Source organism: Paenibacillus sp. FSL M8-0212 (assembly GCF_038004645.1).
Taxonomy (GTDB): Bacteria; Bacillota; Bacilli; order Paenibacillales; family Paenibacillaceae; genus Paenibacillus.
The window spans coordinates 3,791,483-3,815,020 of sequence record NZ_JBBORP010000001.1 but is presented as its reverse complement, the minus strand read 5'-3'; the positions used below and the strand labels follow the sequence as shown (position 1 = coordinate 3,815,020).

General features: G+C 45.4%; 24 protein-coding genes. 11 read left to right on the top strand and 13 right to left on the bottom strand.

From position 1 onward, the window contains the following. Positions 1 to 176 precede the first annotated feature (176 nt). Positions 177 to 1,712: a helicase DnaB gene (locus MKX68_RS16895; protein WP_074096359.1), complete on the bottom strand. Its 1,536-nt coding sequence runs from the start codon at positions 1,710 to 1,712 to the stop codon at positions 177 to 179. Positions 1,713 to 2,095: 383 nt separating this feature from the next. Then, on the bottom strand, positions 2,096 to 2,389 hold the full coding sequence (locus MKX68_RS16890; RefSeq protein ID WP_091037866.1) for a YuiB family protein: 294 nt from the start codon (positions 2,387 to 2,389) through the stop codon (positions 2,096 to 2,098). 412 nt (positions 2,390 to 2,801) lie between these two features. Between MKX68_RS16890 and hemQ the strand changes: the two genes are divergently transcribed. Then, the gene (gene hemQ, locus MKX68_RS16885; RefSeq protein ID WP_062837936.1) at positions 2,802 to 3,548 is read left to right on the top strand and encodes a hydrogen peroxide-dependent heme synthase; all 747 of its coding nucleotides are present in this window, start codon (positions 2,802 to 2,804) and stop codon (positions 3,546 to 3,548) included. A gap of 210 nt (positions 3,549 to 3,758) precedes the next feature. On the opposite strand, the gene MKX68_RS16880 is transcribed toward hemQ, so the two are convergent. Further along, on the bottom strand, positions 3,759 to 4,010 hold the full coding sequence (locus MKX68_RS16880) for a hypothetical protein (RefSeq protein ID WP_340913111.1): 252 nt from the start codon (positions 4,008 to 4,010) through the stop codon (positions 3,759 to 3,761). Continuing rightward, the gene (locus MKX68_RS16875) at positions 4,007 to 5,200 is read right to left on the bottom strand and encodes an NAD(P)/FAD-dependent oxidoreductase (RefSeq protein ID WP_036605766.1); all 1,194 of its coding nucleotides are present in this window, start codon (positions 5,198 to 5,200) and stop codon (positions 4,007 to 4,009) included. Before MKX68_RS16875 ends, MKX68_RS16880 begins: the two co-directional genes overlap by 4 nt. Before the next feature lie 654 nt (positions 5,201 to 5,854). Here MKX68_RS16875 and MKX68_RS16870 point away from each other — a divergent pair. Together MKX68_RS16870 and MKX68_RS16865 are read left to right on the top strand one after the other, a co-directional pair. Beyond that, positions 5,855 to 6,829: an NAD(P)/FAD-dependent oxidoreductase gene (locus tag MKX68_RS16870; protein WP_210437008.1), complete on the top strand. Its 975-nt coding sequence runs from the start codon at positions 5,855 to 5,857 to the stop codon at positions 6,827 to 6,829. 76 nt (positions 6,830 to 6,905) lie between these two features. Beyond that, positions 6,906 to 7,157: a hypothetical protein gene (locus MKX68_RS16865; RefSeq protein WP_340913109.1), complete on the top strand. Its 252-nt coding sequence runs from the start codon at positions 6,906 to 6,908 to the stop codon at positions 7,155 to 7,157. A 21-nt stretch (positions 7,158 to 7,178) separates the two neighbouring features. Here MKX68_RS16865 and MKX68_RS16860 read toward each other — a convergent pair whose 3' ends face one another. Then, positions 7,179 to 7,322 carry a sporulation histidine kinase inhibitor Sda gene (locus MKX68_RS16860; protein WP_017692430.1) on the bottom strand — a complete coding sequence of 48 codons (144 nt, stop codon included), beginning with the start codon at positions 7,320 to 7,322 and terminating at the stop codon, positions 7,179 to 7,181. A 355-nt stretch (positions 7,323 to 7,677) separates the two neighbouring features. Further along, entirely contained in the window at positions 7,678 to 8,337 is a 660-nt protein-coding gene (locus MKX68_RS16855; RefSeq protein ID WP_340913107.1) for a YheC/YheD family protein, read from the bottom strand. 238 nt (positions 8,338 to 8,575) lie between these two features. Here MKX68_RS16855 and MKX68_RS16850 point away from each other — a divergent pair, with 238 nt between their 5' ends. Both MKX68_RS16850 and MKX68_RS16845 read left to right on the top strand, forming a co-directional pair. Beyond that, positions 8,576 to 8,830 carry a hypothetical protein gene (locus MKX68_RS16850; protein ID WP_340913104.1) on the top strand — a complete coding sequence of 85 codons (255 nt, stop codon included), beginning with the start codon at positions 8,576 to 8,578 and terminating at the stop codon, positions 8,828 to 8,830. Positions 8,831 to 8,856: 26 nt separating this feature from the next. Further along, a complete protein-coding gene (locus tag MKX68_RS16845; protein WP_340913102.1) occupies positions 8,857 to 10,386 on the top strand; it encodes a Ppx/GppA phosphatase family protein in 1,530 nt (509 codons plus the stop codon). On the opposite strand, the gene ppk1 is transcribed toward MKX68_RS16845, so the two are convergent. Beyond that, on the bottom strand, positions 10,346 to 12,427 hold the full coding sequence (gene ppk1 / locus MKX68_RS16840; protein ID WP_036605760.1) for a polyphosphate kinase 1: 2,082 nt from the start codon (positions 12,425 to 12,427) through the stop codon (positions 10,346 to 10,348). The genes MKX68_RS16845 and ppk1 overlap by 41 nt on opposite strands. A 248-nt stretch (positions 12,428 to 12,675) precedes the next feature. Here ppk1 and MKX68_RS16835 point away from each other — a divergent pair, with 248 nt between their 5' ends. From MKX68_RS16835 to MKX68_RS16825, 3 genes are all read left to right on the top strand, one after another. Then, a complete protein-coding gene (locus tag MKX68_RS16835; protein WP_338588477.1) occupies positions 12,676 to 12,903 on the top strand; it encodes a hypothetical protein in 228 nt (75 codons plus the stop codon). Between the two features lie 347 nt (positions 12,904 to 13,250). Beyond that, a complete protein-coding gene (locus tag MKX68_RS16830) occupies positions 13,251 to 14,300 on the top strand; it encodes a glycoside hydrolase family 53 protein (protein ID WP_445671078.1) in 1,050 nt (349 codons plus the stop codon). A gap of 680 nt (positions 14,301 to 14,980) precedes the next feature. After that, positions 14,981 to 15,436 carry a hypothetical protein gene (locus tag MKX68_RS16825; RefSeq protein ID WP_310339808.1) on the top strand — a complete coding sequence of 152 codons (456 nt, stop codon included), beginning with the start codon at positions 14,981 to 14,983 and terminating at the stop codon, positions 15,434 to 15,436. 538 nt (positions 15,437 to 15,974) lie between these two features. On the opposite strand, the gene rarD is transcribed toward MKX68_RS16825, so the two are convergent. From rarD to MKX68_RS16800, 5 genes are all read right to left on the bottom strand, one after another. Further along, a complete protein-coding gene (gene rarD, locus MKX68_RS16820; protein ID WP_340913098.1) occupies positions 15,975 to 16,853 on the bottom strand; it encodes an EamA family transporter RarD in 879 nt (292 codons plus the stop codon). 150 nt (positions 16,854 to 17,003) lie between these two features. After that, a complete protein-coding gene (locus tag MKX68_RS16815) occupies positions 17,004 to 17,582 on the bottom strand; it encodes a hypothetical protein (protein ID WP_340913095.1) in 579 nt (192 codons plus the stop codon). Between the two features lie 337 nt (positions 17,583 to 17,919). Continuing rightward, positions 17,920 to 18,315: a hypothetical protein gene (locus MKX68_RS16810; RefSeq protein ID WP_340913091.1), complete on the bottom strand. Its 396-nt coding sequence runs from the start codon at positions 18,313 to 18,315 to the stop codon at positions 17,920 to 17,922. 256 nt (positions 18,316 to 18,571) lie between these two features. After that, on the bottom strand, positions 18,572 to 19,213 hold the full coding sequence (locus MKX68_RS16805) for an NAD(P)-dependent oxidoreductase (protein ID WP_340913089.1): 642 nt from the start codon (positions 19,211 to 19,213) through the stop codon (positions 18,572 to 18,574). A 225-nt stretch (positions 19,214 to 19,438) separates the two neighbouring features. Then, a complete protein-coding gene (locus MKX68_RS16800) occupies positions 19,439 to 19,795 on the bottom strand; it encodes a HesB/IscA family protein (RefSeq protein WP_253440679.1) in 357 nt (118 codons plus the stop codon). A 636-nt stretch (positions 19,796 to 20,431) separates the two neighbouring features. On the opposite strand from MKX68_RS16800, the gene mqnE reads away from it, so the two are divergent. Together mqnE and MKX68_RS16790 are read left to right on the top strand one after the other, a co-directional pair. Next, entirely contained in the window at positions 20,432 to 21,538 is a 1,107-nt protein-coding gene (gene mqnE / locus MKX68_RS16795) for an aminofutalosine synthase MqnE (protein ID WP_315937868.1), read from the top strand. A 240-nt stretch (positions 21,539 to 21,778) separates the two neighbouring features. Next, positions 21,779 to 22,840: an NAD(P)/FAD-dependent oxidoreductase gene (locus MKX68_RS16790; RefSeq protein ID WP_036673332.1), complete on the top strand. Its 1,062-nt coding sequence runs from the start codon at positions 21,779 to 21,781 to the stop codon at positions 22,838 to 22,840. Here MKX68_RS16790 and MKX68_RS16785 read toward each other — a convergent pair. Beyond that, positions 22,837 to 23,091, bottom strand: coding sequence for a YuzB family protein (locus MKX68_RS16785; RefSeq protein WP_036605750.1), 255 nt, complete (start codon positions 23,089 to 23,091; stop codon positions 22,837 to 22,839). The two genes, MKX68_RS16790 and MKX68_RS16785, sit on opposite strands and share 4 nt — an antisense overlap. Before the next feature lie 80 nt (positions 23,092 to 23,171). Between MKX68_RS16785 and MKX68_RS16780 the strand changes: the two genes are divergently transcribed. Then, entirely contained in the window at positions 23,172 to 23,417 is a 246-nt protein-coding gene (locus MKX68_RS16780; RefSeq protein ID WP_053783253.1) for a NifU family protein, read from the top strand. The last annotated feature ends 121 nt before the right edge of the window (positions 23,418 to 23,538 follow it).

The following is a 23,538-nucleotide window of genomic DNA, read 5'->3' as shown; positions in this document are numbered from 1 at the left end:
TATCCTGATCGTGACGAAACGAAAAGACAGCCTGCTACGAAGCCAGGCTGTCTTTTTTAAAACCTATTATGAATGAATAAGAGCTCAGGAAAGCAAAACAACGGAGAATTAATTATTTATCGCCACACGTATGAGTGAAAAATTCATCATTTTTATTAGTCAAATTCGCAGAACTTTTAAGAAGTTCCTTTTTGCTTACTGGCTTGCATCTGCTGGGCAAATCTCATCATCTCTTCGAACTCTTCCTCAGATACGGCATCCCCATCGGTGCTTATGTCTTGTACAATCGGAATTTCGGGCTTAGCTTTGGTTCCTTTGCCGTATGTACGGGTACGGGTTCCAGCTGCACCAGCAGCCTGTTTGCCTTTGACCTTGGCCTGATCACGAATATATTGAACAGCTTTCTCATATGAGTTCACCTGTTTAAGCAACATGTTGGAGGCAATGGCCTCAACGAAGTTACGGTTAATCCGCTGCTCTCCGCCGGATACTAGCAATGCCATCAAATAATGAATCAATACATTGATGACTTCACCAGGCAACTTGTAGCTCAGATCAATTTTCTCAAATATATCGATCAGATTGTCCGGTACTGCGCCCGGGAAGAACGTCTGCAGCAGGCGGGTATATGGCTCATTACGCAACATCATATTGTATTGATGAATATCACACTTCGTCATAAATTGTGGAGGCACTTCGACGTAGTATTCCATCTGTACTCCATGTTCAACAGGTGGTTCACCGGAGTCTTCTTTCCGCTCTGGCTCCTCCATATGCTGTCTCAGTGCTACGACCTTCGCGGCCTGTACGGTCTGTTGCTCATGACGCTTCTTCGTCTGTCTGAACTGCATACTTGCTTTATGCTGAAGATCATCCAGAATTAGCTGGCCCTGTGGACTGAAGATATCATCTTCATCCAGCAGACGGCATACATCCTGCACACTAAGGTTAAACTTGTTTACTACATAATTTACAATGCCCAGTTGTTCGTGATCGAACCGCAGCTGTTCCACATGACGGCGATTGACGGACTCCCGCGGGAAACGCAAAATAATGTCGGCATAGTTCAAACTGTTTTCTTCCGCTGCATCATTCGTGCCTGTCCGCTGGGCTGTAGTTGATACTTCCGACAAAGCCTGCTCCAACTCGTAATCAATTACATGGGTATTCAATTCAAATATATCGTAAAAGGGAACAGAAATATTCTCTTTATTGGCTGCCGGATAAGGTGCGTCCCCATTTTCCACTGCCGAGAAACCGGAACGCAGGGAAAGAACTGCGAATTTACCAATCTTGTCACGAAGCAGCAGTGTCAAATGCTGTGTCCGGAAAAACTCTGCCGGAGAGAGCGGCGGTTGCAGCTCATATTCGTAGATGTAATCATCATTTTCCGGTATATATAACCGTGAAGTCTGAAGTAGCCCCACTGCCTCAAGCTTGGATGTCTGCTCTAACATATATTTGCGCCCCTTCTCACTTGGCTCCAAGCCAAGCGTCATGAACAGCCTCCGTTGCTGTTCAAGCGGCGAATAACCGACCTGTTCACCGGGAAGATGCTGAAACAACAGCCGATACAAGCCAACCGCAAAAGCACCTACCATGGGCTGATATGCTCCTGTAAGCATACGGTCATCCAGGGCGCTAAGTCCAAACTCCCTGTATACGCAGTAGCGATGATGTTCAGTATAATGGTGCAGATTCTTCATGCGCATAGCCTGATCTCCTTCTCCCCAAAAGTATGTTTATCTATTCTATCATAAATGTCTGATCCTCAAATGCTCAAAAACAGGTAAAAAGATGGCCTGTTCTCGCTCCGTTTCATCCTAGGTCGACATCATTCACGTTTTCGCCGAATTCAGCAAATTTCTAAAATAAAATGTCGAGAGCCGCTAGAATACTATAAAAGCTGTAGCCGCAGAATACAAGGGAATATCTGAAGAGAATGTTCTCCAGATGTATATGAAGTACAAGTGTACAATAATCCTTCTAATATAAATGAACAGCAAAAAAGCCTTCCCTTTGTACTCGTAAGCGTTTACGACAAAGACAAGACTTTCACGCGATTACAGTGGCATGTGTAACTACTTCCAACAATCTAAAACATTCTGTACCCACCCAAACGCAACTTCTGGATCGTCCAGCCACTGATTATCGCACCAGCCAGTCCAGCGATGCCCGTCATATAGTCTACAAGCTGGAAAGAACCCAGATGTGACATCAGAGATGACGAATGATCCCATAGAGAGTACACGACGACAGGCAAAATCACAATGATGAACAGATAGGAAGGAAACCAGGTGGTCTTCATCAGCATGTTCAGAATGAAACCGATACCAAACATCATAACGAAAAATAATACCATCAATACCAACACAGGTATAAATTGCATCGGGCGACATTCACCTCTTCTTTCACACATTCAGGTTTCACTTCTGGATAGTAGTTAGTGTACCGCAAAAAATGTGGCGAAGCAACGAACTTTCTGGACAAATTTCCCTATATTTATACTCTGTTCATTTGCCCTTCTGCTTCATGTTGGGATACAATGTAAACGATAAAGCACTCACCCGTCCCTTATAGTACGTGTTCAAAAAGACTGGTTTTCAGTACCGAGAAGATGGAATGAAGCTAGAAATGGAGTAGCGGAGCGTAGGGAAAACTACGTGAGCAACGGACATTTCGGCTGAATGCCATATTCGATGCTGATGATGCCACTAGGCATCATTCGTAATCAAAAGCGGACTTTTTGAACAACCTCTTATAGGGATTTGGAAATATACCTTGCAGGAGGAACAAAACCAATGAACGAAGCCGCATCAACACTGGAGGGCTGGTATGCCCTGCATGATTTTCGCTCGATTAACTGGGCCGCCTGGAAAGCAGCAGATGATGAAGAACGCGCTGTAGCACTGGACGAGCTTCAGGAATTCTGGAAAGAATGGAAAGAAGTCGAGGATTCATCCAAAGGAAGTACCGTTGTATATACGGTTGTAGGTCAAAAAGCAGACCTCGTCATGATGCACCTGCGTGAAACGCTGGAAGATCTGAAGGCTGTTGAGAACGCGTTTAACAAAACGATGTTTGCTCAATACACAACGAAGTCGTATTCCTACGTCAGTGTAGTGGAACTGAGCAACTATCTTGGCAAAGAAGGCGAAGACCCGATGCAGAATCCAGAGATTATCGCCCGTCTGAAACCTGTTCTGCCACAACGACAATACATCTGTTTCTATCCGATGAACAAAAAACGTGAGCTGAACGACAACTGGTACATGCTGTCCATGGACGAGCGTCGTACCATGATGCGCAGTCACGGCATGATTGGTCGTAGCTATGCGGGTAAAGTAAAACAGATCATTACGGGCTCTGTCGGTTTCGACGATTGGGAATGGGGCGTTACACTGTTTGCGGATGATGCACTTCAGTTCAAAAAACTTGTCTATGAGATGCGTTTCGATGAAGTTAGCGCACGGTATGGCGAATTCGGTTCGTTCTACGTGGGAAGTCTGTTGAACGAAGGAACACTGGAAGACATGCTTAAGCTGTAAAAATAACACCAAGCACAATAAAGCACCGCGACATCTCCTGTAAAGGATACTGTCTGCGGTGCTTTATTATCTATCAATATTCTACTACCTCAAGCTTGATTTAGATCTATATTGTTTGAACTATTTAACATCTGGGGATAACAGCGATTGGAAGGTTATTCTGTCATTGAAGTGTATGTGTAAACATCTTTAGTTCAACTTATATCGTCTCTAATCTTGCTCCTCATCTACCGCTTTCAGCGATTCGAGGAACTCAGCTGTGGCCCGGTCACGGTCACGACCCTTCTCTTTAAGCCGCTCAATCGCAGGCATAATGAGAATATCCACTTCTTTCTGCACAATGTAGGCCAGATCATATTGATCCTGTTCCTCCAGATAACTCCCGACCTGCATCAGGGCGTTGTATCGATCCAGCTCTTCACGTGTTAATAGTCCCCGGACCTGAACACTGCAATGTCTCATCCAAAAAACCGCCCTTTCTTCAGGACTAACGGAATACCACCAATGATGAACAGATAACGCAGATCAACCAGCTTCTTCAGCTGAGCCGCTTTCCAGCCTTTGTATTTCTTGCCGCCTACAACGGCAATAGCTTCACCTTTACCCAGTGATGCAACCGTGCCTTTGCTCGTAAATACAAAAGGTTGTGGCTGTTTCTTGCGAATGGATGCCACGACGTTCTTGGCGCAGTTCACACCCTGTTGCATCGCAATCTGAGCTGTTGGTGGATAAGGCCGTCCTTCAGCATTGAACACAAGTGAATTATCACCAATGACATAGACATGCTCATGCCCCGGAGCACGCAAGTAGTCATCTACTTTCACACGTCCTCGCATCACTTCAAGACCTGCTTGTTCCAACAGTGAGTTACCACGAATACCACCGGTCCACACAACTGTGGCAGCATCGAGCTTTTCTCCCTCTCCCACAATAACTCCATCCGGGAGACATTGCTTGATCGGAACACCAATCTTGAAGGTCACGCCCTTCTTCTTCAGCACATTCATCGCATGTTCTACCAATTCCGGGTCAAATCCAGGCAAGGCCGAAGGCGCTGCCTCTACATTATAGATGTGCACATGTTTCGGGTTTACGTCGAACTCTTTGCACAGCTGGGGAATACGATCTGCAAGTTCAGCTACGAATTCAACACCGCTGAAACCCGCTCCACCTACGACAAACCGAATACGATTTCGTTTGTTATCGTTTTTGTACATCGCAAATTGATATTCGATGTGTTCTCGAATCAGTCTGACCGAGTTAATGCTGCGGATTGTCATGGCGTGATCAAGCATACCCGGAATACCGAAGGTCTCAGGCTCACCGCCTAGTCCAATAATCAGATAATCATAGGATAACGTGCCGTCCTCCAGAATAATCTTCCGATCCTGCAGACGAATCTCCTTCACGGAAGACTTGACCAGATCAATCTTGAACTCATCAATCAGCTTGGAAATGGGCACTCTTGCATGCTCAATGGTATCCGTGCCGGCTGCCGGCATATGTAGATGTGTAGTAATATAATGATAATCATGCCGATTCACCAGTGTGACGTCGGCCTCGTTATAGTTCAATTCCTTCTGCAGCCGCTGGGCTGTCAGAATCCCGCCATAGCCCGCGCCGAGGATGACGATTTTGGGAATACTGCTCATGTCTATACCCCTTCCGGTTTCACTTGCATCAGCCCGATCTTGGGTGAGATGCAAAATGCACATACTTACAAATATTGATGAGGTCTTGCCCATTATGACGACAAATGTTAACTTCGCGAATTTATTTAAACGTTTGCATCAATTTCATGACTCACTAAAAATGGATTTTATGAAACTAGATATCGACATATCGAACTGTTTTGATCGATATCTAGACTTGATTGAAGCAACTAAAGGGTTTATGAAATTGATACGTTTGCACGCAAGTTATCGTTTCATGTTGTGAAATTAACCACAAGATTCTACAAAACACGGGATCTGTCTTCATATTACATATTGACTCTAAATTAGACAAAAAAACACATAGTACAGGTCAAGGATATCTGTATTTCTAGTAAAGATCAAGGTTTTTTTTGTTATTTTTCATAACCTTTCATTTCCAATTTCATCCTATTCTCATCTGATCTTCATCAATTATTCTCAGTTTCGTGACGCCGCTAACTTTGCAACCCTGAATACACCGTTTATAATAGGAAAGACAGTTCAGCACCAATGCCGGTTACGATCCGTAGCCTGCACATTCTTTCTGTTAACTACCTATTAAAATATGAAAGGTGTTGTTGATTCTTGACTGCACAAAATTCCAGTCATGATATGACTGATTTACTTATTATCGGTGGAGGCCCTGCGGGTCTGTTCGCCGCGTTTTACGGTGGGATGCGTCAGGCATCCGTTACACTGGTTGAAAGTATGCCACAGCTTGGCGGACAGCTTGCCGCTCTTTACCCGGAGAAATACATCTATGATGTAGCCGGATTCCCGAAAGTAACGGCTCAGGAACTGGTGAATAACCTGGTTGAGCAAATGAGTCATTTTAACCCGAACATCCGCCTTGAAGAAAAGGTTGTATCGGTGGAGAAAAAGGATGAACAACATTTCGTCGTGAAGACGGATGAGAATGAATATCATGCCAAAGCCGTCATTATTACAGCTGGTGTAGGTGCATTCGAACCACGTCGCCTGGAGCTTGAAGGTGCTGCCAAGTTCGAGAAGAGCAACCTGCACTACTTCATCAGTGATCTGAATGCCTTCGCTGGCAAAAAAGTACTGATCAGTGGCGGCGGTGACTCCGCGGTAGACTGGGCACTCATGCTGGAGCCTATCGCTGAGCAAGTGACGCTGATCCATCGCCGGGACAAGTTCCGTGCACATGAGCACAGTGTTGAAAACCTGATGAATTCCAAGGTGAACGTTGTTACACCGACCGAAATCACGGAACTTCATGGGGATGATACCATTACCAAGGTAACCCTTTCCCATGTGAAAACCAAAGAAACTCAGGAAATCGAAGTAGATGACGTGATCGTTAACTTCGGATTTGTCTCTTCTCTCGGACCGATTGCCGAGTGGGGTATCGAAATTGACAGCAACTCCATCGTTGTTGATTCCCGCATGGAAACATCTATTCCAGGAATCTTCGCTGCCGGAGATATCACAACCTACCCAGGTAAACTGAAGCTGATCGCTGTCGGATTCGGCGAAGCTCCAACAGCCGTTAACAATGCGAAGGTATACTTCGATCCAGATGCCAAGTTGTCCCCAGGACACAGTAGTAACATGAAACGCTAGTTTTGCGGAAATAACATATATTGATACAAAAAAGGGTATCTTACTCCTGAGTGAATCCATATCAGGAGGGATACCCTTGTCTTATATATGCCCGCTGTGTAACGGTCTGGTTGTACCGGAGCAGGCTTGCCCCCACTGCCTTCAGGGACTGTTAGAATGCAGCAAATTGGATGATTACACCGGACCATACAGCCCCTACGTATTCCAACCTTCCTCTGACACGGCAGACGAAGTCGAAAACGTTTGCAATCATGTGATGTACTGTCACCATTGTCAGACGAGCACGCCATGGCCTGTCTCACTATGGGACTTGTCCGGAAACCTGTAACATTGCCTGCAATGAGGATCTCTAGTGAAGAATGGCAGATACGTCGGTACCCAGTTTGCGCTTATGGATTTCTGCCAACAGCAGTGCGATGAAATCTCGTTCGAGATTCAACTCAATCGCTTTATGGTAGGAATCCAACAACATCTCATCGGATAACATAGCCATTTCCCGCCACAACCTTTCCTTTTTTTTCCTCAAAACTATCATATCAGAGATTCATATAGAGAACAAGCGTTCTTGTTATCCACAACAACATGTGGAAATCCTGTGCATAGTTTGTTGATAAATGGAAAAAATATAGAGTAATCAACGTGTATAGTGTGGACAATATTTATGCACAGGAAGTTTGTACTACTGTCAGAACGTTTATCAGCGTATTTTTTTTGGAATAAATTCATAGTTTCAAGACTTGTTGCGAGTAAATTACCCAGTAATGTAAAATTTCAAACGGTTTTCATACCGTTTTCTTCTATATATTATCGGTTTTTCTTGGATTTTCTTGAGCTTTCCCATTCATTTTCTATTGGGGTCTGGTATTCACTTCCAAAATCCAGATCTTGCCTGAATAATCCAGTCCATAATCAAAGCCAAGCTGGCCTACACCAGGGAACTGACGTTCCATAATGTACGTGCATGTCAGTGTAAGTGAACGCATCTCCCGGCGTTTGTGCCGACCAGATATATGAGGCAGGGATAAACCAAGGGCTCTCCTTCCAGATAACATGGTGCCACCCTTGCTCAGATTCGTCACACAGAGTCCTGGACGAGCTAGTCGTCCTACCAAAGAACGAAATACCCAGCCTCGTTCGGTTTTGACAACTTTGACTCTGTAATCAACAGGTCTCCCTTCAATCGTTGCCAGATGAATGCCTTGCTGGATCAAGTACCTGCGTCTAGCCTTCACACGCACCAGAGAGCGATACATCTGGCTGAAACTGGCGAAAGAACGGGTCGTTTTCATATGGGTGTATCGATAAGCCCCACCGCTCGCCGATACCCGGATGACACCGTAACCTCCGCCTCCTACGATAGGTTTGACATACACCATTCCATAACGACTGAGCATGTGCAGCAGATTACCCGAGTTGAATGCCTTGGTCTGTGGGATATGGACAGCCGCTACCGGGTATTTCATCAGTGCCGCTGTCTTCCGCCATTTGCTTGCAAGTTGTCTCGACATGGGTTGATCTCCTTCCTTGAAACAATAGTCCTTCCTTATACATACTCAACAGAAGCCTTGCTTTCTTGGATGTTTGTCCGCGGCAGGGGCCCCTTTTCCATGAAACCTGTCCCAGGGGTGATGGCGGAAACGGGAACAAGCGCCCGGTTTGCTTTTCAAACAAGTCAATCTGTCGTATGCTACTAAGGAATGGCTTGGAAGGGCTTAAATATGAGGATCTAAGGAGCGTTCAGAACAAATGGAATCATTTTTCAAATCACTTTATGGCGTAGCCTATTTTGCAATGTCGATCGTTCTGGTAGCCGTTACGGTACTTCTCTTTGTCACAGGTATTCGACTGTTTATTCAAAAGCGCAATCGCGGCTTTGCCGTGAGTTGTCTTATATTTGCCTGTTTCATCGTCTTTATCATTGTTGTTATGTTAACTACGCCCTTCTCTGCCACACCGCCGGGTTCACCGGAAGCCATGGCTGCCCTTCTTCACTTCGGGTAGTTGAACCTCTGTAGAAGGAGATGCTTATGACACATACTAATGAAACCTTAGGAATTATTGATATCGGCTCGAACTCGATTCGTCTGGTTATATATGAACTGGATCAGGACGCAGCCTATCGCATCATTCATGAAGACAAATACGCCGCTCGTCTGAGCAGCGTTGTTGAGCCGGATGGAACCATCCTCCGACATTCTCTGGATAAAGCCATCACCATCTTGCGTCAATTCAAAGCGACCTGTGAAGCGTATCAGACCAAACTGATTCGTGCAGCAGCTACGGCAGCCATTCGTAATGCAAGCAATGTCCTGGAGATTATCGAATGGCTGGAGACAGAGACAGGGCTTACCATTGAATGTGTATCCGGAGATCGGGAGGCCTATTATGGGTTCCTTGGTGTCACTCAATCCATTGAATTGGCAGACGGTTACGTCGTTGATATTGGAGGCGGCAGCACAGAGATCACAGTCTTTCGGGATCGGAAGAGGTTACATAGTATCTCCCTCCCCATTGGTGCAGTGAATTCACATGCCCGTTATGGGGGTGAAGATCAGTGGACCGAGGCGAATGCAAATGCATTGTGCAACGAAATCATTGAGGCTCTCCGTGGACAGGATTGGATTCGTGAGCATCCCGGCCTGCCACTCATCGGACTTGGCGGCACAATGCGTACACTTGCCAAAGTGGAACAGAAGCGTACCCAGTATTCTTTGCCGGTCACCCATCATTATGAGATCAGTGAGGAAGCGATGGATAACATCGCTCGCTCCTTGCCTCATCTCACCTCGGCACAGCGCAAAAAGGTACCCGGGCTCGCCAAAGATCGCGCAGACATCATTGTCCCCGGTGTGCTGATCCTGCGAACCGTCTTCCAGTTAATACAGGGAGATCGTTATGTGGTTAGTGGTGCGGGTCTACGAGACGGGTTATTGCGAGATTACATGGCTGGAGGTCAGCCGGTCGTTCCGGACGCGCTGAAGGACAGTATCCGCAACTTTATCCATTTTGGTCCGCCTATTCCAGAGAAACGTCTGCAACGGATTCATCAGGATACGGTTACCCTGTATACGGCATTACAAGGTACCCCTCCTGATCAAGCAGATGCCCGAATCCTGTATGCGTCCTCCATGCTGCATATGGCAGGTAAACAGATTAACTATTTCCGTTATACACAGCACTCGGCCTATTGGATCATGAATTCAAGCATCTATGGACTTTCTCATCGGGAGACCATTCTAAGTGCCAGCGCAGCTGATTATCATCCAAAAAAAAGAACGCCCCAGCTGCTGAATAAGCACCGGGACATTCTGAAAAACTCGGATGAGCGGCATGCTCATCGTATTGGCTCTCTGCTGCGCGTAGCCGAAGCCATTAATCGATCCGAGAGCATCGCTGCGATCGAAGCAACAAAAGAAAACGACTCGCTGCAGGTGCAATTCACCTGTACAGCTGAGCCGTTACTGGAACTTGATGGCCTGGAAGAGGCCGTCAAGGATCTGAAGGAAGCCTGGGGAGTTACGTTAACGCACTCCATTCAGCAGGCTTCCAAGGGATAATACCCATGGCCTCCGTCTGACTTCTCAGCGGGGGCTTTTCATTTTCTACAAATACATAATTGCCACCAGGCATAAGTTGTCTCGCTTTGACATTATCCATAAGGGACAGATTAAGGATATCGACCAGCATTTTCTTCAGCTCTGGATCGAATACGGGACACATCAGTTCAATTCTTCGATTCAGGTTACGTGTCATCCAGTCTGCACTGGAGATGAATACATCCGGGTTTCCGCTATTTTCAAAATAAAACAACCTTGAATGCTCCAGAAAACGATCCACAATGCTAATGACCCGAATATTCTCACTGAGCCCCTCTACCCCCGGACGCAGACAACATACACCACGCACAATCAGATCGATCTGCACGCCGGCTTGAGAAGCCTCGTACAATTCATCAATCATTTCCTGATGGGATAAGGAGTTGATCTTGGCAATGATTCTGGAAGGTTTACCTTTCAGCGCATGCTCTGTTTCTCTACGAATCAGTGCAAACAACTCATCCTTCATACCATCCGGAGCTACGCGGAACGCCTGCAATGCCTTCGGACCGGAGTATCCGGTAATCTCATTAAACAATTCGGATGCATCTTCCCCAATAATCGGATTAGAGGTGAACAGACCCACGTCCGTATACACTTTGGCTGTACTCTCATTATAGTTACCGGTTCCTACATGAACATAACGTCTCAGCCCCTGCTGTTCCCTGCGTACGACAAGAATGATTTTGGCATGGGTCTTCAGTCCAACCAGTCCATAAACCACGTGACAACCGGCCTTCTCCAGCTTACGGGCCCAAGCAATGTTGCGCTCTTCATCAAAACGTGCTTTCAGTTCCACCACCACCGTGACCTGCTTACCACTCTCAGCGGCAAGAGCAAGTGCCGGAATAAGGCGTGAATCGCCATTGACCCGATATAAAGTCATCTTGATCGCCAGAACTCTTGGATCTTCCGAAGCCTCCAATATAAAATCAGTGACTGGTTCAAACGATTCGTATGGATGATGCACCAGTACATCGCGTTTGCGCAGCAGCTCAAAATGACTTTCTCTTGGCAGAAACTCAAGTGGGTAGACTGGCTTCACCGGACTGTATTTCAGATGTGAAAAACTTTCCAGACTGTCCACGAATCCAGCCAGAAAACTCAGATCGAGTGGTCCATCAATTTCGTATACCGGGTCCTGAATATCAAATTCATCCTGCAATTCCAATAAGGCATCCGGACGAAAATCCTTGCAGACTTCCAGTCGTACAGGAGCCCCGCGGCGTCTGCGTCGCAATTCTTTTTCAATAGCCTCAAGCAGATCTTCCGCTTCTTCTTCATTAATGAACAGATCCGCATTGCGGGTCACTCGGAATTCCTGTGCAGCAAGCGAGATATATCCACTGAAGAGCGTATGAATATGATGTTTGATAAGATCTTCAATCAGTATGAATGTTTTCTTTTTGCTATTCGCCCGAATGGGAGCCTGAACTACCCGCGGCAGATTGGAAGGTACCTGAACAATAGCCATAAATGGCTCGCCCTCTTGCTCCCCTTCCTTCTGAAGCATCACGGATAGGTAGACAGACTTGTTGTGTACCAGCGGAAACGGACGACTCTGGTCAATCGCCATTGGTGTGAGTACCGGAAAAATAATCTCATGAAAGTACTGGTCCATTGCACGCTGCTGTGTCACATTAAGATCGGTATATTCCTGAATGTTCACGCCTTTTTTGGCGAGTAGACGAATGAGTTCACGATACGTTTTATACTGTTCGGCGACCATGGTCCCGGTTCGTTTGATCAATCTGCGGTACAATCCCGAAGGCGTGTATCCTGTAAAATCTTTTTGCGTGAATCCGGCCTTGATCTTCTCTTTTGTCTCCGCCACCCTTACACTGACGAACTCGTCCAGATTACTAGCGACAATGCCGAGAAATCTCATGCGTTCCAGCAGAGGCGTTGTTGGATCCTGGGCCTCCTGAAGTACGCGCCGATTAAATTCAACCCAACTCAAATCACGATTAACGTAGTTGCCTGTTTTGACGTCTCTATGCATGTATGGCCTCCGAATGTGTTGCATATCTATTCTTGGTTAGAAGTTCTCATATAATTGTACTATTCGTAATCAACATCAAGCGTCAGCGCAGTGTAAACGCTACGTAAAATTTATGTAAATGATACCTCATGGGCGCAACTTTTTCCATCCCTTTACAAAGGTCAATAGACAGAGTAAAGTGAAGTACAGTGTGATTTGGTCCGGTTGCTTGTTCTCATTCCAAATATATTTGATTAAAGGAGTATATAATGAAATCCAACAAACCTAGAACGTTACAAAAAAATATAGAATTTTTCACGGCTGCACTATCCCAATGTATGGTAAGCGCATGGCAGGAAGACCCGGCTGGCGTCTACTGTGAAGTGGGTTGCGGCGTTGTGGAGCGGATCAGTGAAGACAGCGTGCGCATCCGAAACAATGACGGAACAAAGAGTCATTATGCACGAGATATTACGATGTTCCAGACTGAAAAATAATTTTGCTTAAATACGTAAAAAAGACTAGCTTTCCGAAACAAGGTGTTGTATACTCTTGCCACAAGGAAAGGAGGTGCGTCAACATTTCTAATGTCATGTTGAACGTGTCCCTTACCCGATCCACTAGCTCAAATTAAAAGAGTCTGGTGGAGGCGCGGGATACGGATCAATGTTTCAAAAAGCGCCACGGGTAGAAAAGCCGTCTTCGGACGGCTTTTTGTTTTCTCTTTTTCAGTAGAGAGGTTGAGAAAACACCCAAAATATTGGAAATGGACCCTTTAGTAGAGCAAACCAGGATGGCTATAATTAGGATGCAACTCAACTTAAATCCGAGGAGGCATCTTGTAATGTTTAAAAATGTAAGGGGTTTCAAGACATCCATCATGTTGGCTTTTGTTTTGTTATTCACCTCCATCATGTTGCCCGCAGGTCAGCATGCCAGCGCAGCACCAAGTTTCGCCAAAGGAGCTGACATCAGTTGGGTTCCCGGAATGGAAGCCCAAGGTTACAAATGGAAAGATAAAAACGGGGTACAGCGCGACATCATTGATATTTTGAAAAACGACTATCAAATCAACTCCGTTCGCATTCGGGTCTTTGTTAATCCTTCGAATGATTATGGGAACGGTTACATGAATAAGGATCGTGCGGCTGCACTCGCCCAACGTGCCAAGAATGCCGGCATGAGTGTAATGCTTACCCTGCACTACAGCGATTCCTGGGCAGACCCTGGTCAACAAACCAAACCTGCTGCCTGGAAAAACTATACGTTCCAACAGCTCATGGATGCGGTATGGAACCACACTCGTGATGTGATGACGGCGATGCAAAGCAAAGGCGTTACCCCTGACTGGGTTCAGATCGGTAATGAAACAAGCAACGGCATGTTATGGGAAGATGGCAAAGCATCCACTAACATGAAAAATTATGCGTGGCTGGTGAATACAGGCCATAACGCAGTGAAATCCCTGAGCAGCGGCACCAAAACCATTGTGCATCTGGCAGGTGGAGATGATAACGCCCTCTATGTATGGAATATTGGTGGTCTGATCAATAACGGAGCTAACTTTGACATGATCGCCATGTCCCTCTATCCTTCAGCTTCCGGCTGGAACACCGCTGTGACAAATACGGTAAACAATGCTAAGGATATGATCAACCGTTATGGCAAAGAGATCATCATCTCCGAAATTGGCATGGACAATAATCAGGCTGCAGCTGGAAAAAGTTTTGTTGCGGCGATGAAAAACCAAATCCGCAATCTGCCAAATGGCAAAGGTAAAGGTGTATTCTACTGGGAGCCTCAGGCTACACCAGGATACAACGGCGGCTACGGCAAAGGCGCATGGCAGTCCAATATGATGCCAACGGCTGTCATGGAAGGATTTATTGACTAGGTACGGTGGGTAGAAGTGCGGGCTTTGGGGGGCAGCGTGGTGGGCGTTCCGGGGTCGGATCGTTCTTATGATCGCTGTTATCCCCAGATTTTATGAATTCCCCTTATAGGGAGAAATCCGGGGATAGCCTATGCTTCCGATGTAGCTTTCTTGCAGAAAGCTTTCAGGCGAACGCTTCGCTTCTTCAGAATCGATTCCGCCCCCTCCACTGCGTTGCTGCTCCTTGAGACACTTCTAAAACCGTGTGTAGGCAAATGATTAGTAGTAAGGTAAAAGAAGGGCTTGAGGCGCTGTTCCCGGTGGGAGTAGCGCCTTTTGGTGATAAAGTGCGTTGAGGGTGCAACGTGGTGGCGTTCCGGTGTCGGATCGTTCTTATGATCGCTGTTATCCCCAGATTTTATGAATTCCCCTTATAGGGGGAAATCCGGGGATACCCTATGCTTCCGATGTAGCTTTCTTGCAGAAAGCTTTCAGGCGAACGCTCCGCTTCTTCAGAATCGATTCCGCCCCCTCCACTACGTTGCTGCTCCTTGAGACACTTCTAAAGAGTGTCGCGATCAATCGAGGAGGGGTACACCACTCGGGCTGGAGACTGATGTTCTTTTGGCTTACATATGAATATAATAAGTTTATTGAGATAACACATAGGATCAACTTTTTATTGGAGAGGAGGCATAAGGATGAGTTTTTTAAAAGGGCTAGGTCAGTTAGCTGGGGAAGTAACCGGGAAAGTACTCGGCGGCAGCGTGAGGGTTGTTGGTGAGATTGCAGGAAGCCCCTTTATCAAAGAAATCGGAAACGGCGTAGAGAAAGCAACGATTAATACAGGCAAAACCGTTGGACAACTGGCTAGTGGCACGTATGATCTTGCCAGTGGTGCAATTCGAAAAGATGATACCGCCATAGACGCAGGACTTGCCGATATTGGAGGTGCTGTAACCAATACTGCAAAAGGTGTAGCGATATCAGCCAAATATGTATATAACAGCGGTAAAGATGTTGTTGTGGGCATGCAAGAGGAAGATAAGGACAGAGTCAAGCTTGGTGCCAAGAATCTTTTAGCTGCTGCTGCGGTAACAACACTCGCTGTCGGTGTCATTGATGCGGTCGATGGGGCTGAAGGTGTGGATACGTAGGAATTTGGATTAGATCACCAATAACACAATAACTGAAGAAACACAGCCTAGTAGGGCAACAAAAATATGGAGACAACTAAATGAGATTTTTTCAAGTAAAATCCGTTGTCTCTTCTGAATAAAATACGAGTAGATGAACACCGTTATCACAATGGGCAGATATAAATGAAGATCCGGACCATCCGTGCTCGGTAATAGTTTATTAATATATCCACCTATCGTCTCGTTGACCATCATGAACCCATATATACTACCGATTATTGCTGAAACTGCAAACTGAAATAGTATCTGAACTACAGCATTCTTTACAAAGAATGGTTCACGTTTGCGGTAACGGTTATTAACCATCATATATCTGTTGCCTCCTCGTTTTTTGGTTACTATTTTTGATTACTACTCCTGTATTTTACCATAACGTTGATCAGCTGCCTTTTTAGTTTTGCTGAGCTATCTTTTCTTTTCTTTTCTTCATAAACGCAAAATGCCCTGTCCACCTCATAGGCGGGCAGGGCATTTTTAACGATTCAAATACCTCTGTTCAGCTTACCTTAGCAAGTCTCGTAGCGCGCATCGATGCAACAGCGTATACGATGAGCGCTGTCCAGATGAGTGCGAAACCAACGAGCAGAACTGGCGAGACGGTCTCCTTGAACACGAACACACTCAGGATCAGCATGATTGTTGGCCCAATATACTGTACGAAGCCCAGTGTGGACAACGACATTCGAGCAGCCGCCCGTGCAAAGAACAGCAGCGGCAACGCCGTCACCACACCAGATAGAAGCAGTTCAAAGAACATGGGCGCAGGCAGCGTCCATGCCGTTGCTTTTCCTACAACAGCCAGATAGATCCAGTAGCCGAGTGCGACGGGAAGAACTACAGCTGTCTCTGAAAATAAGCCCACAGAAGCATCTTGCTTGATCTTCTTCTTTGCAAGACCGTACAAGCCAAATGACACGGCCAGCGAGATCGCAACCCACGGGAAACGTCCGTAGTCTATAGCGATGATAAGTACCGCGACACCAGCGATAGCAATCGCAAGCCATTGTCCACGGTTTGGCTTTTCATGAAGGAAAACAACCGCCAGTAACACGTTCAGCAACGGGTTCAAATAATAGCCCAGACTGGTCTCAACGACATGACCGTTGTTAACTGCCCAGATAAAGATAAGCCAATTAATAGCAATTAGCAGCCCACTTGCGGTAAGGGACAGCAAGGTCGAACGACTGGTCAGAATACGCTTCATGTCACCCCAACGACGTTGGACGGCAACGAAAATCCCCATAAAGACAAATGACCAGACTACCCGATGCGATAAAATCTCGCCTGCCGGTACATTTTCAAACAACTTCCAATACAGCGGGAGAACCCCCCACATGATATACGCAATGATCGCGTTGATTAACCCATTATTCATAACTTTTTCCCCTCTTACTTACTCTAATGTCTCAACGGATTATACGCCTCGAGCCTTGTTTAAGTAAAGGGGTCATAGGTCATGTTGGAAGCCATGCTCTCGTTCAACTAACTTATCTTTGGGCAAAAGCTTCACGTTAGTGCAGCGAGATTATACTTTTCCCTTTTTCTTTCTTACTCTCATAAACAGGATAAAAATCACCGCAAATGCAACTACACCTATGATATACAAATCAATATCTTGCTCAAACATAAACCACATTTTGTGTTCTAAGTTTACTTGTTGTTTTGGTGGATATCCTTCCCCGAATAGTTCAGTTGCTTGATTAAGATTATTCATTTCGATAGTCACACTGCACGGACTACTGCTTAACTCGCCATCCACTTCGCTAAAGTATATTAAGTATTTGTTGCCTTCCTTAAAATCAACCCCCCAAGTGTAGTTAGTTGCAATAATGAGTTGAGAGTCAACTTCAGTATTCCAACTCCTTTCAGCCTCCACTAAAATATATCTAATTTTCTCTTTGGTCCCCGTAAACCCCTCTTGCTTTAAGTCGACCTTTATTTGCTTTACTTCACCATAAACAGCTCCATCATATATTTCTAACTGTTCTTGGGGGCTTCCCGATTCGGCACATGACAAAGCGTTAACATCTTGTGCATTTGAGATAAAGAATACGGTGGATATAAAACATATTAACGTGAATATACGAAGCTTCAGTTTTCCCACCTTCTTCTCATGACGTTATTTCGTACATCTTTATTGACCTTTTCAATAGGAAAAATGTTGCATTTTCCCTTGCCGTTAGGAGAATGAACAACGAAGCAACCCATCGGACACAGTTGGTTGCTCCATTTGTCTTTATTAAGTTACAATTCACGAATAATCTAAAAGAAATAAAACTAAGATATTTTTCGTACAGCAAACCATAGCTCAACAAAATTCAGTCCATCTTTACCACCAGTAATTTCAAATTCCATCCCGTCGACCTGTTCATATCCTGTAGTAGGAAGCCATTCAGAAAAGAATCGTCTATGGGTCACATTTGATCCTAATCTGGTTACTTTCACTTTCCTCCAACATGAAACACACCAATTACGGTTTCACCATCCTTGTCATACAGTGGAATATCCCATCCGTCTGGTGATCTGCTGTTCTGTATCGCAATAGCTTCTTCAGGTGTTTTTGGTTGCTCGCCATCCACGTCTTTTTTCAGCAGATATCCATCTGTACCATCCACACCAGTAGCCAAGATTAAATCAGGTTCCGTTTCTGGAGAAGTCGCATATGCGGCAGAACCATATGTCTGTCCATTCTTATTTTTCGGATAAAGAGAAGTGATGTGAATTTGATTCAACGTATTTTTAACGTTTGGATATTGGGATAACCCTGAACCACTCGATTCATTCATCATAAAAACCACAAAGATCAATAGTATAACTCCATTAGAATACATCTTCACAACTGTTCACTCCCTTATACTTTTGAACTCGCAGAAAATCCGATTAAAAGAAGTTGGCCTTCCATATAATCGTAAGTCGAATTCCATATTTAGAATAATATAACATAGATTCATGGGACTAGTTGGAAATTGGACGATAATCATCTAACCTGTCTAACGTTATTGCAGAACATCCCTCTTCGATAACATAAAAAACGGACACCGATCTGTGGAGATCAGCGTCCGTTTGTATGTTCCATATTATCATTTATAAGTATTACTTCGCTTCGCCTACAACGGTAAAGCGCTCGTTTTTGTGTTGTGGATTTTCGATCTCATCAACCAAAGCAATCGCATAGTCTGCATAGCTGATGTAACTGTTGCCTTCACTGTTCACGAGAATAACGTCGTTGCCTGCTTGATATTTGCCAGTGCGTACACCTTCTGGATTAAAGAATCCAGCCGGGCTCAGGAATGTCCATTGAATACCTGAAGATGCTTGCAGATCCTGCAAGTTTTGGCCTTGGTTCGTTGCAGTTGCTTTGTAAGCATCCGGGAATCCTGGGGATTCAAAGACACGCAATGTTTTGGACTCGTCTGTGAACAGGCTTCCTGCTCCACCCACCACGATCAGACGAGTGTTTGGTGCATCTTTCAGGATGTTGATCAACGCTTGTCCTACTTCCACATGCAGGTTTTCTTTACCCGCTGGAGCACCAAATGCATTTACAACCACATCAAACGCTTTAAGATCCTCAGCGGTAAGATCGAGTACATCTTTCTCCAGCGTGTTCAGGCTTTTATCTTCCAATTTGGATGCATTACGAACGATCGCCGTTACTTTATGACCTCTGTCTGCTGCTTCTTTCAAAATTACACTTCCTGCTTTGCCTGTTGCACCAATGATTGCAATGTTCATCATGATCTCTCCTTTAAATTATCGATATGGTTTATGTTTGAACTTTATATTGTAACTATAGTTGTTACAACTAAGTTTGTCAACCATGTAACTTTCAGTACACGCAAAAAAGCCCCTGATATCATGCCCGTGCAAAACGGATACAATTCAGAGGCTATCTATTAAAGGGATTGCAAACTGCTTATTTCAAAACAGAATTGGGAAACCGCTGTACAACTCAGTTTCTTAACAATCCTTATCAGGCACACCCGCATCTTCCTTCGTACGGAAAGAAGATCCACAGCCACAAGTGGCTACCGCGTTTGGATTATGGATGGTGAACCCGCCCGACATACCGGACTCTTCAAAATCAATTTCAAGTCCATTCAGATATTTCAGGTTTTCCTTCTCAACTACAACCTTCATGTTCTGAATATCCATATACAGGTCCTCATCGGACTCTTTATCGTCAAAGCCCATGGCGTACGAAAATCCGGTGCAACCGCCCGGTGCTACGCCAAGACGCAGGAACATACCAGGTGTCTCTTGCTGTGCAAGCATCTCTTTCAATCTGTCAGCAGCCGTTTCGCTGATGTTAATCATGCCAGGTCACTCTCCTTTTTCATATAAAATCATGTTCAAAAAGGGCGCTTTTCAGTACCAAGAAGATGGGATGAAGATAGAAATGGAGTAGCGGAGCGTAGGCAAAACTACGTGAGCAACGGACATTTCGGCTGAATCCCATATTCGACGCTGAGATGCCGCTAGGCATCCTTCGTAATCAAAAGCGGACTTTTTGAACTACCTTTCATTAACTCTTCTTTAAATTATACTCCACCCCGTCAAGGGTCTCAAGTCATGTTTGCCTCTTTCCGCGTTCCCCCTGTACTCCTTTTTCTTCCCAGTGTATTGAACCCCCGGGACACGAGGTTTATAATGAATAGGTGGTCGCACTGAAATGTAGGGATTTTGTCATGACTTATTCAGACGATGGTCATAATTGGAGTTGTAATTTTTTTCACATTTCGAGACTGCAACGCAGTCCCCAATGCATATATGAGTCACAACAGACTCCATTTTTTTGAAAAAATTTAGCTTTCATATGCAGCACACGCTGCACCGGGTAAATAAGAGTTAGTCCATATAAGAAGGCGGCAGTTGACCGCATCTTTGCTATGTAGTTCTGTAAGTCAGGTCCTACACACAACTCAATTCCGGTAAAGAACAGGAGGAAACAGTATGTCTACATTGGTAACACCGTTCACAGACAAAAGAATGGCCGAAATCGTTGAGAAAGTTCAGAACGGCGTAAGGCTGAACGTAGAAGACGGCGTATATCTGTATGAAACAGATGATCTGCTGACTTTGGGCCAGCTGGCCAATGAGGCCAACTTACGGAAAAATGGCAAGAAAGTGTATTTCATCGAAAACATGAGTCTTTATTTTACGAACGTATGCGAAGCCCGCTGCGCTTTTTGTAATTTCCGCAAAGACCAGGGTGAAGAAGGCTCCTATACATTATCCGGTCAGGAAATGATCGATTATGTAGAACAGCATATTCATCCGGGCGTACGTGAGTTCCATATCGTAGGCGGACATAACAACCATGTTCCTTTTCAATATTATGTCGATTCCCTGCGTGCTTTAAACGAGAAATATCCGGATGTTACGCTAAAAGCTTACACGGCAGCCGAGATTGATTTCTTCACTCGGATTAGCGGACTCAGTATCAGGGAAGTTCTGCAAGAACTGCAAAAAGCAGGTCTGAAAACATTGACTGGTGGCGGCGCTGAGATTCTGTCAGATGAGTATCGCAAAAAAATGCGTGTAGACAAAGCCAACGTGGATCGTTATCTTGAGGTGCACCGCACAGCTCATAATCTCGGCATGCGTACACATACTACGATGTTGTATGGATCAATCGAATCCTATGAGGACCGCGTCAACCATATGGTGCAGATTCGTGAATTGCAAGACGAGACCAACGGATTCATGGTCTTTATCCCGCTTTCCATGCAGCCAAAAAGTAAAAACGCGAGCATTATGCGTCGTAACTCGGCTTACGAGGATCTCAAAACAATTGCGATCAGCCGTCTGATGCTGGATAACATCGATCATATCAAAGCCTACTTCATTAACATCGGTCCACAACTCGCTCAAGTCGCTCTTGGATTCGGTGCTTCGGATGCACACGGTACGATCGTTCGCGAACGGATTAGTCATGCGGCAGGTGCACTTACACCTGAAGGCCTTACACGTAAAGAGCTCATCTGGCTCATTAAAGGTGCAGGACGTATTCCGGTAGAACGTGATACGTTCTACAACGAAATTCAAGTGTACGAATAGGATCTAAATAGAACACCATCTAAAACCAATACAGCACAAGCACCACTCCAGAGCGCAGCTTTCATTATAGGGAGACGTTTGAATTCGAGTGGTGCAAACTGCTGAATGATATCTTCAATTTTCAATGTCACCTTTTCAATTATTCAAATCCAAACAAAAGGAGCAGCTATGTCATTGCATAGCTGCTCCACAGTTTACAGCCCCATTTCAGTGGGACTGATGCAGAAAGGAAGCCGAGTCATGAAAAATTTCGTCATTCTTGGAGGCGGCTATGGCGGCCTCACCATCATCAAGGAACTTCTGGAAGGTAAAATTCCATCCGATACACAAATTATTTTGGTGGACCGCAGCCCCTTTCAGGGATTAAAGACAGAATATTACGCACTCGCAGCAGGAACCGTATCTGATTATGACCTGCGTATCCAATTTCCAGTGAGCGATAAAGTCACTTACCGTTATGGAGAAGTTACTTCGATTGACCTGGAACAGCGTCAGATTGAATTTGAAGGCCAAGACCCGCTTGTGTACGACAAACTTGTCATTGGACTCGGTTGTACAGACCGTTTCCACAACACGCCAGGTGCAGAAGACTACAGCTGTACCATCCAGAGCTTTAGCAAAACACGTGAGACTTACCTACGCCTTAATGAAGTCAAAGCCTATGGCAACGTGCATATCGTAGGCGGAGGATTAAGTGGTGTCGAGATGGCAGCCGAACTTCGTGAGAGCAGACCGGATCTGAACATCAGCATTTTGGATCGTGGTGAGCGTGTATTATCCGCTTTCCCGCAACGTCTGTCCGTGTATGTGCATGAATGGTTCAACGAACACCAGGTAGAGACACGTGGGCATATCGCCATTTCACGCGTTGAACCAAATGCCATCTATAACCGGGATGAACAGATTCTAACGGATGCTGTCGTATGGACTGCAGGCATTCAGCCCGTAAAAGTGGTACAGGATCTGGACGTGACCAAAGACCCTCAAGGACGTGTCGTCCTGAATGAATACTACCAAATCCCGGAATATACCGATGTGTATGTCGTTGGTGACTGTGCAAGTGTACCTTATGCACCTAGCGGTCAAGCTGCGGAAGTACAGGGTGAGCAGATCGCCCATATTCAGCATGCCCTCTGGAAAGGCGAAAAGCCCAATCCACATCCACTCAAGCTTCGTGGCACACTGGGTGCACTCGGCAAGAAGTCTGGGTTTGGGCTGATGGGCAAAACGTCCATGATGGGACGTGTACCTCGTATTCTAAAAAGTGGTGTGCTCTGGATGTCCAAGCGCCATCTCGGTTAGTCGAGATCGAGCTCGTCCCAGACATCGGCTTCGGCAATTTTGGCCAGAATGGCGTTATATAGATCTTCCACTTTGTCCGTGATGACAACTTCTCCATTCACCAGTGCAAATGGAGTCATAGAACATTGGCCGCAGTTGGTGAGGCAGCCGTATTCAATCACATCATAGTCTGGATTTTCTTCCAGTTGATCCATGACTTCATCTGTGCCAAAATGCATATTATTGGCACAAAATTCAATAATCGGTCTCATTTAAGTTCACCTGCTTTGTTTGACCATTTTAATTTGTGGCCATTTGTAATATAATATAGGAAGGAAAGGAGTTGAACAATATGAGCGAAAACGCACAAAGCACCATGTATGATGAGGTATCTGATGTGCTTGATAAACTTCGTCCGTTCCTGCAACGCGATGGCGGTGACGTGGAACTGGTCGACGTGGAGGACGGCATCATTAAGCTGAAACTGGTCGGTGCCTGCGGCAGTTGCCCAAGCTCCACCATTACCTTAAAAGCCGGGATTGAACGCGCCCTTCTCGAAGAAGTTGAGGGTGTACAAGAAGTCGTACAAGTATTCTAATCAATCCTTCACGAAATAAACCTCAAGAGCCTTCGCTTCGCATGAAGCGGAGGGCTCTTTTTTTGTGCGCCTATTCAGAGTGTCCATTTCATCTGTCCCCAGTTTCAACGGGTTTCCACGT